At 67.9% G+C, this 14,038-nt stretch carries 11 protein-coding genes; 4 read left to right on the plus strand and 7 right to left on the minus strand.

Annotated features, from left to right (window positions below):
• Positions 1 to 3,948, plus strand: a 3,948-nt coding sequence (locus E4L96_RS12825; protein WP_229414447.1) for a translocation/assembly module TamB domain-containing protein, incomplete at its 5' end; no start/stop codon positions are given.
• A gap of 7 nt (positions 3,949 to 3,955) precedes the next feature.
• Here E4L96_RS12825 and E4L96_RS23700 read toward each other — a convergent pair.
• A complete protein-coding gene (locus tag E4L96_RS23700; protein ID WP_167758682.1) occupies positions 3,956 to 4,123 on the minus strand; it encodes a hypothetical protein in 168 nt (55 codons plus the stop codon).
• Between the two features lie 120 nt (positions 4,124 to 4,243).
• On the opposite strand from E4L96_RS23700, the gene E4L96_RS12830 reads away from it, so the two are divergent.
• The gene (locus E4L96_RS12830) at positions 4,244 to 4,747 is read left to right on the plus strand and encodes a CcdC protein domain-containing protein (protein ID WP_135207621.1); all 504 of its coding nucleotides are present in this window, start codon (positions 4,244 to 4,246) and stop codon (positions 4,745 to 4,747) included.
• Here the strand turns inward: E4L96_RS12830 and E4L96_RS12835 are convergent.
• On the minus strand, positions 4,740 to 5,804 hold the full coding sequence (locus tag E4L96_RS12835) for a LysR family transcriptional regulator (RefSeq protein ID WP_135207622.1): 1,065 nt from the start codon (positions 5,802 to 5,804) through the stop codon (positions 4,740 to 4,742). The two genes, E4L96_RS12830 and E4L96_RS12835, sit on opposite strands and share 8 nt — an antisense overlap.
• A 109-nt stretch (positions 5,805 to 5,913) precedes the next feature.
• On the opposite strand from E4L96_RS12835, the gene E4L96_RS12840 reads away from it, so the two are divergent.
• Positions 5,914 to 6,351 carry a GlcG/HbpS family heme-binding protein gene (locus tag E4L96_RS12840; RefSeq protein ID WP_135207623.1) on the plus strand — a complete coding sequence of 146 codons (438 nt, stop codon included), beginning with the start codon at positions 5,914 to 5,916 and terminating at the stop codon, positions 6,349 to 6,351.
• A 122-nt stretch (positions 6,352 to 6,473) separates the two neighbouring features.
• On the plus strand, positions 6,474 to 6,989 hold the full coding sequence (locus tag E4L96_RS12845) for a hypothetical protein (protein ID WP_135207624.1): 516 nt from the start codon (positions 6,474 to 6,476) through the stop codon (positions 6,987 to 6,989).
• 26 nt (positions 6,990 to 7,015) lie between these two features.
• Here E4L96_RS12845 and E4L96_RS12850 read toward each other — a convergent pair whose 3' ends face one another.
• The 5 genes from E4L96_RS12850 to E4L96_RS12870 all read right to left on the minus strand — a co-directional run.
• The gene (locus E4L96_RS12850; RefSeq protein ID WP_135207625.1) at positions 7,016 to 9,838 is read right to left on the minus strand and encodes an ATP-binding protein; all 2,823 of its coding nucleotides are present in this window, start codon (positions 9,836 to 9,838) and stop codon (positions 7,016 to 7,018) included.
• Positions 9,839 to 10,561 carry a hypothetical protein gene (locus E4L96_RS12855; RefSeq protein ID WP_135207630.1) on the minus strand — a complete coding sequence of 241 codons (723 nt, stop codon included), beginning with the start codon at positions 10,559 to 10,561 and terminating at the stop codon, positions 9,839 to 9,841. It abuts the gene before it with no gap.
• Positions 10,554 to 11,933, minus strand: coding sequence for a hypothetical protein (locus E4L96_RS12860; protein WP_135207626.1), 1,380 nt, complete (start codon positions 11,931 to 11,933; stop codon positions 10,554 to 10,556). Before E4L96_RS12860 ends, E4L96_RS12855 begins: the two co-directional genes overlap by 8 nt.
• A 377-nt stretch (positions 11,934 to 12,310) precedes the next feature.
• Complete coding sequence (locus tag E4L96_RS12865; protein ID WP_135207627.1) at positions 12,311 to 13,069, minus strand: DUF3108 domain-containing protein; 759 nt, start codon at positions 13,067 to 13,069, stop codon at positions 12,311 to 12,313.
• A 31-nt stretch (positions 13,070 to 13,100) separates the two neighbouring features.
• Positions 13,101 to 14,038, minus strand: a 938-nt coding sequence (locus tag E4L96_RS12870; RefSeq protein WP_135207628.1) for a DUF3108 domain-containing protein, incomplete at its 5' end; no start/stop codon positions are given.

Raw genomic sequence — 14,038 nt, forward strand, 5'->3', positions numbered from 1 at the left:
AGCAGCCCGGCCGCCACCGCAGCCACGGTGATCTCCAACATCCGCCTCAAGCTCCACGGCGACAAGCAGCAGTGGGTGCTGGATAACGCGGCCGCGCTTACGCCCTGGGGTGCGGTGCGGGCCGAGGGCTCGCTGGCGGCCACGCGGCCATACAAGCTGGCGGGCACTGCATCGGTGACGCAGTCCGCGCCGCCGGCCGGGCAGGCTCCCGCCACGCTCTCCGTCAAGGCGGGCGGCGATCTGGCGCAGACAAACCTCAGCGTGCATGGGCAGGCCGGTCCTGCATCCGGCGACGCGCAGCTGGTGCTGGCACCGTACGAAACGATTCCCCTGCGCTCGGCCACGCTGACGGCGCGCGGCATCGACCCCGGCTTCTTCCGCCCGAACCTGCCGCGTGCAAACGTGCAGGTCAATCTGCGCGCCACTATCGACAAGGCCCGCAACGTCAGCGGCAGCCTCGCGCTCCAGAACGAAGGCGTCGCGGGCCCGGTGGACCAGCAACGGTTGCCGTTGCGCGCAGTCACGGGTCAGATTTCCGGCAGCCTGACCTCATTGCGGCTCACCGATATGCTGGTGGACCTGGGCGCGGCAGGCCGGCTCACCGGCAGCGGCAGCGTCCAGCGCCAGCCGGGCGACGCGGGCTTCGGCACCGCCGCCTTCACGGTGCAGACGGGCGGGATCAACCTGAAGGAGATCTACTCCTCGCTGCACACGACCAAGATCGCAGGCACCGTCAGCGCCACCGGCACCGCGAAAGGCCAACAGCTGAAGGCCGACCTGCGCGATGCGAAGATGCGCTTGACCGCCGACGCCTCGCTCGCGGCGGGGGTGCTGCGCATCGCGTCCGCCAACTTGTCCGCGGGCCCCGGCAGCATCGCGCTGACCGGGGAGGCTGACCTGGCGGGCGACAAGGACTTCCAGCTCACCGCGCAGGCCACGCACTTCACGCCGTCCGCTTTTGGCGACTTCCCTGCTGCGGATCTCAATGCGGTGGTGAACGCGCGCGGCGCCATCGCGCCCACCTTCCGCACCACCGCCGACTTCACCATCCGCCCCAGCCGCCTGTTCGGCCAAAGCCTCAGTGGGCGCGGCAAGCTGGCGGCGGACACGCGCCACGTCAGCGGCGTTGATGCCTCGCTCGCGCTGGGGCAGAACACCGCGCAGATCAACGGCGCCTTCGGCCTGCCGGGTGAAAAGCTGGCGTGGCGGCTGGACGCGCGCCAGCTGACAGCCCTGCGCGCCGACTTGTATGGTGCGCTGGTCGCCAGCGGCACCGCCACCGGCACCTTCGCCGCGCCGCGCACCACCGTCACGGCCGATGCGTCGGGCCTGGGCTGGGTGCCGTCCGCACGCAAGAACAACGATGCCGTCATCCACGCGAGCGGTGAGGCCTGGCTGCAGGGCGAGACCACCAAGGTGGCCGCCATCAAGGCTAACGGCACCGTGCAGCGCCTGAACCCGGCCTCTTTCGGCTCGCCGCTGGCGGGCCGTATCAACGGCAGCTTCGACGCCACCGCGCGTGCGGGCGCCGACTGGCAGGCCAATGCCAACGTCGCCTTGCAGGATTCGCAGCTGTCCGGCTCTCCCATGTGGGGCCACGCGAAATTCGCCGCCAACCGCACGCACGTGTCGAATGCCGACGTGGACCTGCACGTGGGCCCGAACGTGATCGCCGCGCAAGGCAGCTTCGGCGGCGCGGGCGACCGCTTGAACTGGAAGCTGGACCTGACGCAGCTCGCCGCGCTGGGTCCGGACTTCGCGGGGGCCTTGCGCGCCAACGGCACGCTCTCCGGCAGCGTGCAGGCGCCCTCCCTCACCGCCGCTGCCGATGGTGCCAACATCCGCATCTACACGCAGCAGCTGAAGTCCCTGCACGGCACCGCGAGCCTGGGCTCCGGGCACGGCGCGGCCGATCCCCTGGTCAGTGACATTCAGCTCGCGGGTTACACCAGCGGCGCCACCACCATCGACAGCGCGCGCCTGCAAACCAGCGGCACGCGCGGCAGCCACACGCTGCGCCTGGCCGCGCGCGGCAGCGATTTCGACGCGCTGGCCGAGGTGGCGGGCGGCTGGTCCAGTAACGCATGGGCGGGCAATATCACCGCGCTGCAGAACCGCGGCCGCTATGCCTTCACCGTGCAGACGCCGGTCCCGTTGCGCATCGGCGTGGCCGAAGGTGCGGGCGTGCTGGGGCTCGCCAAGCCGCAGCAGCTTGCGCTCACCAATGCCGTGGTGCGCCTGCCCACCGGGACCATCAACATCCGCTCGGTGGAAAAGAACGGCCCGCGCTGGCGCAGTGCCGGCGGCGCGACCGGGGTACCAATCAACTATCTCGCCCAGTTCTCGGATGCGGTACGCGAGAATCTGTCCGGTGACCTGACGCTGGGCGCCGAATGGTCGCTTGACCTGCAGACCGCGGCGGCCACCGGTGGCGCGCCCGTACTCGCGGGCACGGCCCACGTCTACCGCGAAAAGGGCGACCTCGTTGCGGGGCAGGACGTGCCAGTGCAGCTTGGCCTTGGCACGCTGGACCTGCGCGCGGACGTCGCCAATGGCGCCCTGCGCACCCAGGCCCGCATCGAAGGCACGCGCGCGGGCATCACGCACCTGGACGCGACCGCGCAGCTGCTCAATGGCCGCCTCGCCAACGACAGCCCGCTGCGCATGACGGCCAGCGCGGACATGGCGTCCATCGCCTGGCTGGCACCTCTGGCGGGCCAGCCCGGCCTGGACCTGGACGGTGCACTCAAGTTAGCCCTCACGGGCAGCGGCACCATCGGCGCGCCCACGCTGAACGGCAGCGTCACCGGCGACGCGCTGGCTGTGCGCTGGGCCGAACAGGGCGTCAAGCTCAGTGGCGGCGTACTGCGCGCGAACCTCACCGGCGACCAGCTGGTGCTGCAGCGCCTGACCTTCAATGGCCCGCAGGGCAATGCGCAGGCCGACGGGAACATCCGCTTCTCTGGAGGCGAGGCCACCATGCAGCTCAAGCTCACGGCCAACAAACTGGAACTGATGTCGCGGCCCGACCGCACTGTGGTCGTCACCGGCGAAAGCACGCTGGTGCGCGATGCCAAGCATTTCCAGCTGAACGGCAAATTCCGCGCCGACCGCGCCGTGATCGAGTTCGCGCCGCAGGGCCGGCCCACGCTCAGCGACGACATCATCGTGCTGGGCAAGGCGGGCGTTGGCAAACCGGCCAAGCAGGCCACCTCCATGCCGCTCAACATGGACATCGAGGCAGATCTCGGCGACGACTTCCGCCTGCGGGCAATGGGGCTCGATGCGAACCTGGCCGGCTCGGCGCACATCCGTATCGTGGACCGGCGGCCGCCGCGCGTGAACGGCAGCATCCGCGTGGTGAACGGGACCTATGACGCCTACGGCCAGCACCTGACCATCGAGCGCGGGATCATCAACTTCACCGGTGCCTACGACAACCCGAGCCTCAACATCCTCGCCGTGCGCAAGCGGCCGGAGGGCGAACAGCTCTCCGAGACCAACGTGGAAGCGGGCGTGGAAGTGCGCGGCACCGCGCTGGCGCCTGCGGCCAAGCTGGTGTCGACGCCGAATGTGTCAGACAGCGACAAGCTGGCGTGGCTGGTGCTGGGCCACGGCATGGACACCATGGCGGGACAGGAGGCCGGTGTGCTGAGCGCCGCGGCGGGCGCGCTGTTTGGCGGGACCGGCGGCGGCATCAAGTCGCGCCTTGCCAATTCGCTGGGGGTGGATGAACTGGGGCTGTCGCAGGCCAAGGGGCTGGAAAGCACCGTGGTCACGGTGGGCAAGCGCATTTCGCAGCGCGCCTACCTGTCGTTCGAGCAGGGCGCGGGGACGGCCACCAGCCTGGTGAAGCTGCGCTACAAGCTCAATCCGCGCATCACGCTGCAATTCCAGACCGGGGCCAATACGGCGCTCGACGTGCTGTATTCGTGGGCCTTCGACTAGTTTCTGCCTAGTGCTTGAGGGCCGGTTCGATCGTCGGGTTATGGTCGGGCACGGGTGGGTCGCCTTCCGGATTCGGCACCGGCGGATGGTGTGGATGAGCAGGTTCCGGCATCGGCTCATCGACCGGGACGGGCAGATCGGGCGCGCGGTGCGCCTCGATTGGGTACGGGTGCATGTGGTTACCTCCTGGCTCGGTTATCGATAAATACAATACCACTGGCGAAGGGGCGGTGGACACACCTTTGACCGCCAGTAACATGCGACAATGGGCGCTTTTCGGACCTACGGACCCTTCATGACGCCTGCCGCCCTGCTGCCTTACGCCCTCGTGCCGTTGATCCTGTGGCGGGTGTATGCCCGCGTCAAGCGGCTGACCACGCGGCAGCAATCGGGCCCGCGCCGCCATTGGGCGTCGCTGCTGATCTTCCCACCGATCCTGGTCGGGATGGGGTTGGGCGCGCTGGCGGTCGGGCAGCCGGGGTGGGTGATCGGCGTGCTGGTGGCAGGTCTCGCCGCAGGCGTCGGACTGGGCGTCGCGGGTTTGCAGCGCACGCGCTTCGAGCAGGTGGGCGAGCATTTGTTCTACACGCCGAATGCGCACATCGGCATCTTCGTGTCGCTGCTGGTGGTGGGGCGCGTGGCCATGCGGATGATCGACATGTTCACCGCGCACGCGCCGCAGGACCATCACGCCGCGTTCGGACCGGCCACGATGATCGTGCTGGGGATCATGGGCGGCTACTACATGATGTATTCGGCCGGGCTGCTGCGCTACCGCCGCGCGCACGGCATCAAGTAAGCGCGCAGGCGGCGGCCGCAAACGCCGCCACATGCGGCCGCGCGTCATCCGCGCGCCAGCGCATCACGATCGGCACGCGCGGCCAGTGCATGCCTTCGCTGGCGGCAGCCGCGCGCTCGACGCTCCCCTCAGTCCCACAGTCGCCGCTCGCATCACCCCCGCGGCCAGCGCCCGCCGCAGCGGCAGCAGGCCCGCTCTGCCGCGCCGCCCCGGCGCCGATCACGCACAAGCGCCGGCCCAGGTCTCCTTCCACCGCCATCCGCGGCAGCAGCGCGACGCCATCGGTCGCAGCCACCGATTCCACCACTGCGGCCACACTGCCGCACACCAGCGTGGGTTCATGGCCGAGCGGCTGCAGCACCGCATCGCTCGCAGCGCGGTACGCGCATCCCTGCTCGCTCGCATACAGCGGATAGTCCGCCAGCGCCCGCAGCAACTCGTCCCGCTGCATGCCTTCCGCCGCGCGCTCCAGCGGATGCCCCGCCCGCGCCACCAGCAGCAGTTCTTCGGATGCCAGAAAGATCGTGCTCACGCCCGCAGAGGCACGTGCGCCGCCGCGGTCCGCCCCCGCCGGCGCACCCTGGGCGGCAGCCGCTCCATAGGATGCGCCGCCGGGCACGCCGAGCATCACCGCGATATCCGCCTTGCCCTCCTCCACCGCGCTAGCCAGCACGGATCGCGGCACCGGTCCCGCCGTCACCTGCACCTCCGGCCACGCCGCGCGCCAAGCTTGCAGCACCGCCGGCAGGCGCCGCACGCAAAAGGTCTCCGGCGCCAGCACGGACAGCGCCGCGCCGCCATCCTGCGCACGCACCCGCTCCCGCATCTCCTGCGCCAGCCGCACGATGCGCCCGGCCTCCACCCGCACGTGCTCCCCCGCCGCCGTGAGCCGCAACTGCCTCCCCACGCGCTCGACGAGCGGCACGCCAAAGTGATCCTCCAGCGCCTGCACCTGCTCCATCACGCTGGACTGCGCATAGTGCAAGCGCTCGGCCGTGCGCGTGTAGTTGAGCGTCTCGGCGAGATCGCAAAAAGTCTGCAGCTGGCGGATTCTCATGATTCGGCCTGGTCTCGATTTGTCCGGTCCTACGCCCGGCTTTTCCCGCTTCCGCGCAGCGCGGCTGCCAACTAAGCTGCGGCTCCTTTCACTTCACCAGGAGCCCGCAATGGACAGCTTCGACGTCTCTCCCTTCGACCTGCGCTACGGCCCGCCCATCACACTGGCGGAAGCGAAAATTGTACTGGAAGCCGCGGAACAGGCAGCCCAGGCGCGTGGCTGGCAGGTCGCCGTCGCGGTGGTGGACAGCGGCGGCACGCTAGTCGCCCTGCACCGCGTCGACCACACGCAAATCGGTTCCGTGGCCGTCGCCATCGCGAAAGCGGAAACCGCCAACAACTTCAAACGCCCGAGCAAGATGCTGGAAGACGCGGTGACCGCGGGCGGCCAGGGCCTGCGCGTCCTCGCCACGCCTGGCATCACGCCGCTCGAAGGCGGCGTCCCCCTGCTGCGCGGCCAGCACGTGATCGGCGCCGTCGGCGTCTCCGGCATGCGTTCCGAGCAGGACGCCGAAGTCGCCCACGCCGGCGCGGCCGCGCTGCCCTGAGCGCGGCCGTGCGCTTCCCCGGCGCTGGTTTACAATGGCCGCTTATATCGAACCGAGCCAAGATCAATGACCCGCCCCATGCATCTCGCCCGCCCCGCAGCCGCTCAACCGAGGAGCGCGTAATGGGCGCGTTCAGCCTTTCGACCCTGGCGCTGGTGGTGCTGGTGCCACTGCTGGTGTGGCGGATCTATTCGCGCGTGAAGGGCGTGATGGGGCGGCAGGTGTCGGTGCCGTCGCGGCACTGGCTGGGGGTGCTGGTGTGCGGCGCGGCGCTGGCGGTGTCGGTGGCGGAGGTTATGGGCAGCACCACGCTGCTGGGCTACCTGGCGCTGGGCGCGCTGTTCGGCATCGGCTGGGGCCTGTTCGCGTTCAAGCGCACCCGCCTGTTCGCCAATGACGAAGGCTACTTCTTCCAGCCCTACGCGCCGCTGGGCATCGCGGTGGCGATGCTGTTCGCGGCGCGCATCCTGTATGTGGGCGTGGACCTGTACATCAATCAGGGGATTCCGATGCGCGTGCAGGAGCCCTTCATGCACGCGCCACTGACGGTGGCGGCGATCGCCTTCGTCGCGGGCTACTTCGGCACCATCTCGGCAGGGCTGCTGCGCTGGCGGTTACTGAACCGCCAGACAGACTGACTGTCTTCCTGAAAGCGGCGCAGGCCTCAGGCGGCCTTCGCCTGCTCTTGGCGCCGCTGCAGCACGAAGATCGGCTGCGCCCACGGCGTATCCTTCTTCTTCTTGCTGGTGATGAGCGTCAGCTCGGACGGGTCGTACACGTCGGTGTTGTGCGTGAGCGGCGTCGTCATGAGGTACTGCGCGTCGGTGTTTTTCAGGAACTCGCCCACCAGCTGGATGTTGCGGATGTCCAGGTGCGCGAACGGTTCGTCGATGAACACGAAGCCGCCGGAACCATCCTCGGACTTCAGCAAGCCAATCAGCAGCACCAAGGACTTCATCACCTGCTGGCCGCCGGAGGCCTCGCCGTCGTTCATCCCGATCTGGTCCTTGCCGTCGAACTTGAAACGCACGTGCAGGCCAGCCTGTGACAGCAGCACGTCGTCGTTCTCCAGCTTGACCGGGTCGGTCTGCACGTCGATGCCCGCCAGCTGGCCCAGCTCCTTGATGTTGGCCGCGTAGGTCTTGATGGTGTAGCGCAGGCGCTCGATGTAGGCGCCGCGCGCATTCGCGGTCGCCTCGATCGCGCGGTTGTTCTGGTAGCGCCGCTCGTCGGTCTCGGTCTGGCGGTTCGCCAGCTGGTCGTTGAGGCGGTGGTACTGGTCGATGACGGTGGCATCGAGCTCCCAGTCGTCGCGCGCCAGCGAGTGCTCCAGCGACTGCAGGCGCAATTGCACCTGGTGCGTGTTCACGTGTTCCGACACGAGCCCCTGGCGGCGCGCCTTGCGCTTCCAGCTGACCGGCAGGTGGCGCCAGGACTTGCGCAGCTCTGCCAGCACCTTGGCATGGTCGGTCCGCTGCTCGATCTGGCGCTTGTGGTTCAGGCGCAGGCCCGCTTCGGCCTCCGACAGCGCCATGCGCGAGTTCTGCCAGGTGGTCTCGGCACGTGTACGCGTGACGGTTGCGGCCTTGGTCAGGCCCTGCAGCTCGCCCAGGCGCGCGCCGACTTCCAGGCGCTCCTTCTTGAGCGGTTCCAGGCTGCGCACGGCTTCTTCGAATTCGTCCTCGCGCGCCATCAGTTCCTTGGCCGCGTCCACGCCGGCGATGCGGGCGCGCAGGGCGCTCACTTCGGAGGCCAGCTTGGAGATGGCGAGGGTCAGTTTGTCCTCTTCCGCCTCCAGCGCCGGCAGCGTTTTCGTGATCGCTTCCTGGCGCTGCGTACGGCCAGCCTGGCCGAAGCGGTAGCGTGCCGCCTCGACGAACAGCGAACGGCCACCGCGGCGCTCACGGTGGTAGGCGTCCGGCGTGATCCACTCTTCGGCGTGGGTCTTGAAGCCCTCGTCCACCGAGTCCACGCGCGTGATGCGGGCCAGCTGATCGATCAGCCAGGACGGAGCAGCGGCCGAGAACTTCACCACCGACAGCAGGCTGTCATCCTTGGCATTGGGCGCCTTCACGCATTCGGGCACGATGAAGTGGCGATAGCGCTCGCGCTCCGCCAGTTTGTAGGCGGCAGCTGCGTCCTTCTCGCGCTCCAGCAGCACCACCGACGCGTAGCCGCCGAGGACACCCTCGACCGCGCCCTGCCACTTCGCATCGGTCACCTCGACGATGTCCGACAGCATGGCGTGCGGAATGCCCGCATCGTTCAGGGCCCGGCGCATGGCGCGCACTGGCTCCGGTTCCGGCATCGCCGTCTTGCCCTGCAGGGCCGAGATGGTGGCCTTGGCTTCACCGATCTTCGCGGCGATCGAGTCGCGCGCGCTGCGCTGTTTCGCCAGCTCCGCCGATTTTTCATCGAGCTGTTTAGTGACGCTCGCGATGTCCGCGCCCGAGTCGGCGGCCAGCTTTTGCAGACGTTCCTTCTGTTCGAGCAGCGACTCCAGCGGCTTCAGTTTGCCGTTCAGCGAGGCGAGACGCGAGGCCAGCGCGGTCGCTTCCTGCTCCAGCAAGGTCTCCTGCTGCTGCGCTTCGGTGACGCCTTTCGCGTGCGCCGCGACGGCCGCGCGCTTTTCGGCGAGCTGCTGGTCGGCCTGCGCCAACGGCTTGCGCGCCTCGCGCAGCTGGCGCGAAATGTTCCCGGCTTTCTCGCGCGCCTCGTGGTATTCGAGCGTCGGCATCACCTCTTCAATGAGGTTGCGGCGCTCCTTGTGCAGGTCTTCCCACTGGTGGTAGTTGGCCACGCGCAGTCGCAGGCCTTCCAGGTTGGTGCGCGACGCCTCCAGCTCCGCCTCGAAGCGCTTGAGCTCCGTCTCGGTGTCGCGCTGGTGGCGCTTCGCTTCGTCGTACGCATCCAGCACTTCCTTGTCGCCGAAGACCTGGAACACCAGGTCCAGCAACTGGCGCGGCGCGTACTCGCACAGCTTGTCCGTCTCGCCCTGCTCCAGCGCCAGCACTTTCGCCATCGCCGGGGACAGGCCGGCCATCGCCAGGCGCTTGCGGTAGTTTTCCACGCCGAGGAAGTCGGTGGCCTCGGTGACCTCTTCGATCTCCACGCAGCCCGGGCGCATCAGGTACTGGCGCTTCCAGTCGCCGCCGTTCTTCTGGATCTGACAGAACAGTGTGACGTCGTCGTCGCTGAAGAAGCCCGAGCCGCGGAACGGGCGATTGGACAGCTGCTGGCCCATGGCCTTGTTGTCGACCACTGCGCGGATCCACGCGGTCTGCTGGCCGGAGTGGCGCGCGTAGTGCTTGTAGGTACGTCCCATCGAACAATCGAGGCCGAACAGGGTACGTAGCGCGTCGAGCAGCGTGGTCTTGCCGGAGCCGTTCTGGCCCGCGATGGTGATGATTTTCGCGTCCAGCGGGATGTTCTTGATGCGCTGCCAGTAGTCCCAGTGCACCAGTTCGAGCGATTTGATATGAAACATTTAGGTATTCTCCGCTCCGGTGGAAGCATCGGGCTGCGGTTCGGCCTCCGGGTCGTTGGCCGGGGCCACGGCTTGCGGCTTGGGCACCACCACCTGCAGGTTCGAGGTCTTGAAGACGTCCGCCAGCGCGCCGTTGATGATGCGCTCCTTCAGCAGGTCGGTGTCCATCATCAGGTCCAGCAGCGGGCCCTCCAGGATCAGGTCTCCGCGGCGCTCGATGAAGCCGAGCTTCGACAGCACGCCGAGGTTCATGTCCATGCGGGTCTTCTTGCCAAGCTTGTCGCCGAAGTCGGCCAGCAGCGCGGTGTAGGAGATGCCGATCGAGGTGTCCTCGGCGCGCGGCAGCGGCTTGTCCTTGCCGAAGAAATCGGTCTGGTCGTCTTCCTTGTGCTGGTGGGTCTCCTGGCGTTCGCGCTTGGGCAGGATGATCTGCGCCCACAGCACCACCAGCAGCGCCACGCCGTCGCGCGTGAGGCCGAAATTATTGTTCTGCCAGACGTCTTTGGCGCCGAAGATGCGCGGCTCCACGTTGCGGTGCAGGGCCAGGGTCACATGGTCGGCGTAGACGTTGTCGAGCAGCTTGAGGCCCGCGTCCAGCAGGCGCTTGTCCACCTCCTGGCGGAACTGCTCGTCGGAGAGGGCGCGCTTGACGAGTTTATCGTCGCGGCGCAGGGTCTGGTGCGTCAGCAGTCGCGCAATTAGGATCTGAGCGTCGTCATTCAGCATCGGCTTGCGTGCCTTCGGTATTCGTTGAATTCAAAGAGAGGGTCGCGCGGCTCATGGCGGCGACGTGCGGGTCGTCCAGCGGCACCATGTCGTCCTGCGTCGTGAAGCTGATCGGCAGGCGCGCCAGTTCAGCGGTGGCGCCCTGCAGGCTGGCTTCGGCCGCGTCGCCCAGCAGCGGCAGCATCGACGCGCGGTAGGAGGCGACGGCGAAGCTGGCGGGCAGCAGCGAGTCCTGGATCGGCACGGAGCGCGGTGCGCCTTCGGCCACGTCCGGGAACACACCGATGTTGGCGAAGTCCGACAGGCGCTCCAGCCAGCGGTCCAGTTCCACCTGGGTGGGATTCAGTTCGCTCATGGTGAGCGGCGCGTCGGTGCCCTGCGGCAGGCCGCCGTTCAGGGCGGTGTTTGCGCGCTCGGCCAGCAGCTCGGTCTCGGCCACGTCGATCATCTCGGCGGGCGTGACGAACAGCGGGACCACGGGGCGGTCGATGGCCCCTTCGGCCAGCGAGCACAGGTCCTGATGCTCCAGCAGCCAGCGCTTGATGTCGGTGGTCGACAGGCCCGACTGGCCGAGGTGCACGCGCTGGCGCTCGATCTGGTTCAGGGCGCGCGAGAACATGCCCTGCATGTTGAGCAGCGCGGACTGCGCGCGGCCGATGGCCTGGGCGGCGCGGTGGGTTGCCGAGTCGGCCCGTTCGTCGGAGGTGATGGCGCGCAGGATCTCGGAGCCCTTCTCGACCCAGTCGCAGGCCATGTGCCACTTGGCCTGCGAGGTGCGCAGGCGGAACTCGGAGCCTGAGGCGATCGCGTCGCGGAATTCCTCGGTCAGGTCGACCAGGCGGCCGAGCAGGTGCTTGAGCTGGTCTACCGTCACGCCGCCGACGGCCTGGGCGCCCGCGACTTGCGAGAGCAGGTAGCCCATTTCAGCGTCGTCCTGGGTTTCGGCCGTCAGTGCCAGCAGCGATTCGAGCGAGGACAGGACGTTGCGGGCCAGGGGGGTGACGCGGTAGAGGCCCGCCTGGGCATCCCAGGCCAGCAGGCCGTGGGCGCGCAGGCGGCCGATCACGGTCTCCAGGCTTTCCGGCTGCAGGTAGGCCAGGCGCTGGTTGATGTCGGCGCGCGAGTAGCCGGAGACGGAGGTGTCCGAGGCCAGTTCGCGCAGCACCAGCAGGCGCACGGTGACGGCGTCGCCGCCGCCGTGGAACAGCGCCGTGAAGGCTTGCAGGGTGGGCTGGGCGCGCTTGAGGTGGAAGACCTGTTCGATCTCGTCGGGCGAGACGCCGGGCTGGAAATGCGCCTGCAGCGAATCGGGGTCTTCCGGTTGCGGCGGAAGATCCGCCGCGAGCGCCGATGCCAAATTGTCGATCATGGAGTCCGGTTGCCAATCTGTACACGCGGCGATGAGGCACGCGGGGCGACAGTATAACAGCTCACCCCGCCCCCGAAACGTTTCCTTGCATTAACAATCCGCCAACTTACAACACCGGGCAACACCGGGGACGTACCCCTCTTCCAGAGCGGGGTACGTCCCCAAACTCTGGCTATTACCAAGATTATCGGTCCGTCCATAACCCATTGATTGAACTGCGCTTTTGATTATGTCGCCTCAGCCGAACTTGTAACAAAGCGGACGATTCCTACCCCTCTAAGGCGGGGTACGTCCCCTGCTGGGGAGCGGGGTACGTCCCCGGTGTGAGGGGGAGTGTTTCTGGGGGAGAAATGCGGATAATCGCGGCAGGTATTTCTTTATTTTTTGGTGAGCTTGGTGAGGACCTGGTCGACGAAGTCGCCATTGGCGTCGGTGAAGCGGACGCGGACGGGGGCCCAGTCGAGGGAGGGGGCGAGCCAGAGGTCGACCGTCTGGTCCTTGGAGTCGGGCGGCGGGGCCTTGGCCAGGTGGACGGCGAGGACGTCACCGGTCGCGGTCTTCACGGATTCCTGGTTGATCACCTTGAAAATCCACTGCTCGGCATCGTGGCGCCCGGCCACGAAGAAGGTCCATTCGGAGCCCGGGGTGAATTTTTCGGGAGCGGCTCGCGCCACCGCCAGCAATTGCCAGGACGCCGTCGAGCGGTCCTGCTCTCCGCCCTTGATCGGGTAGCGCTCATCGCCTTCGGTGAAGGTTATGGTCTTGCTCTCGCGGTTGAAGGTGGTGGTGGCCGGAGCCTTGCGGAACCGCTTCTCGAAGAATGTATGCGGTGCGATGCCGTAGGAATCGATCGTCCCTTCGCTCTTGTGCTCCAGGATCTTGCCGAGGATGCTCGCGCGCGTGCTCTCGGTCAGCGTGTACGAGTCACCCTTCAGGCGCCAGCTCACCACCGCGTCCCCGGATAGCCCGAATCCGCGCTGCTTGGCGTCGATGTGGTAGCTCAGGTCCATCGATGGCGGCAGGTTGAAAGGCCGCTTGACGGACGGGTGCTCCCCCGCCGGCGCGGCCACCGCCGGCATCGTCACTGCCATTGCTACCAGGGCCGCGAGGGCCGCTGTCGTCCACTGCCTGCTCATTGCGACGGTTCCTTCGATTGATTCAATTTCTTCATTCCTTGGCGTCGATGCGGCTCACCGACTGCGTGGTCACCGCGCCCGACCCTTCCGTGTTGCGCACCTGGACAGGGTACCAGCCGCGGTCCGGGGCCAGCCACACATCAAGTTTCGAACTGTAACTGCCGGGGCGCGGGGGCCGCGACAGGTGCACGGTCTTCAAGGTGCCGAGCGGCGTCTCCAGCGGCTCCTGCCCCACGACTTCAAATCGGTACACGCTCGCATCGCGGCTGTCCGCGACCTGGATATCGATGGTCCCGGTCAGCTGCGCCGGGTCGCCGCGGCCGATCGCTGCCAGCTGGAACGGCAGCGAGGCAAAGTCCTGGGCACCGGGCAGCAGGTCGAAGCTGCCTTCGTTGGTCGAAAAACTGATCTTGCCATCCGCCCGCCGGAAGTGCGTCGCCGTCATCGCGCGGTTCACGCGCTTTTCGGTGTACGTCACCGGCGCGAGCCCGAAGTCGTCCACGCTGCCTTCCGAATTCGTCACCAGCAGGTTCAGTCGCGTCACCAGCAGCGAGATGCCGACTTCCACCGACACCTTGTAGCCATGGCCGTCCGTCTGCCAGGTCTGCGCTCCGGACCCATTACGTTCGGTGCCATCGGCTTCGCGGCGGGCCACCGTCATCGCCAGTTCGGCGGATGGCGGCAGACTCACTTTGTAGTGGCGCGGCTTTTCGGGCTCCAGTGCCGGCGCAGGCTGCGCTTCGGGTGTGCTTGCGGCTCGTGCGGCCGGGTCCTGCGGCGATTCTACCGGGGCTGGCGTTTCGGGCGCGCCAGCTTGCTGGGCCTTGGCCGCTGCGGCGTCTTCGGTCGGCTCGTCGCCGGTGCCGGTATCTTCGCTCTCGGCCGCGGTGGATGCGGTCATCGTGCCTTGGTCGGCGACCGGTGCCGCGGCGGGCGGTGGCGGCGCGGGACGGGGCCGCGGGGCCGGAC

This window comes from Zemynaea arenosa (assembly GCF_004614185.1).
GTDB lineage: Bacteria > Pseudomonadota > Gammaproteobacteria > Burkholderiales > Burkholderiaceae_D > Telluria > Telluria arenosa.

Coding starts and splice junctions, on each gene's coding strand:
- E4L96_RS23700 (WP_167758682.1), bottom strand. CDS start 4,123: ATGCACCCGTACCCAATCGAGGCGCACCGCGCGCCCGATCTGCCCGTC.
- E4L96_RS12830 (WP_135207621.1), top strand. CDS start 4,244: ATGACGCCTGCCGCCCTGCTGCCTTACGCCCTCGTGCCGTTGATCCTG.
- E4L96_RS12835 (WP_135207622.1), bottom strand. CDS start 5,804: ATGAGAATCCGCCAGCTGCAGACTTTTTGCGATCTCGCCGAGACGCTC.
- E4L96_RS12840 (WP_135207623.1), top strand. CDS start 5,914: ATGGACAGCTTCGACGTCTCTCCCTTCGACCTGCGCTACGGCCCGCCC.
- E4L96_RS12845 (WP_135207624.1), top strand. CDS start 6,474: ATGGGCGCGTTCAGCCTTTCGACCCTGGCGCTGGTGGTGCTGGTGCCA.
- E4L96_RS12850 (WP_135207625.1), bottom strand. CDS start 9,838: ATGTTTCATATCAAATCGCTCGAACTGGTGCACTGGGACTACTGGCAG.
- E4L96_RS12860 (WP_135207626.1), bottom strand. CDS start 11,933: ATGATCGACAATTTGGCATCGGCGCTCGCGGCGGATCTTCCGCCGCAA.
- E4L96_RS12865 (WP_135207627.1), bottom strand. CDS start 13,069: ATGAGCAGGCAGTGGACGACAGCGGCCCTCGCGGCCCTGGTAGCAATG.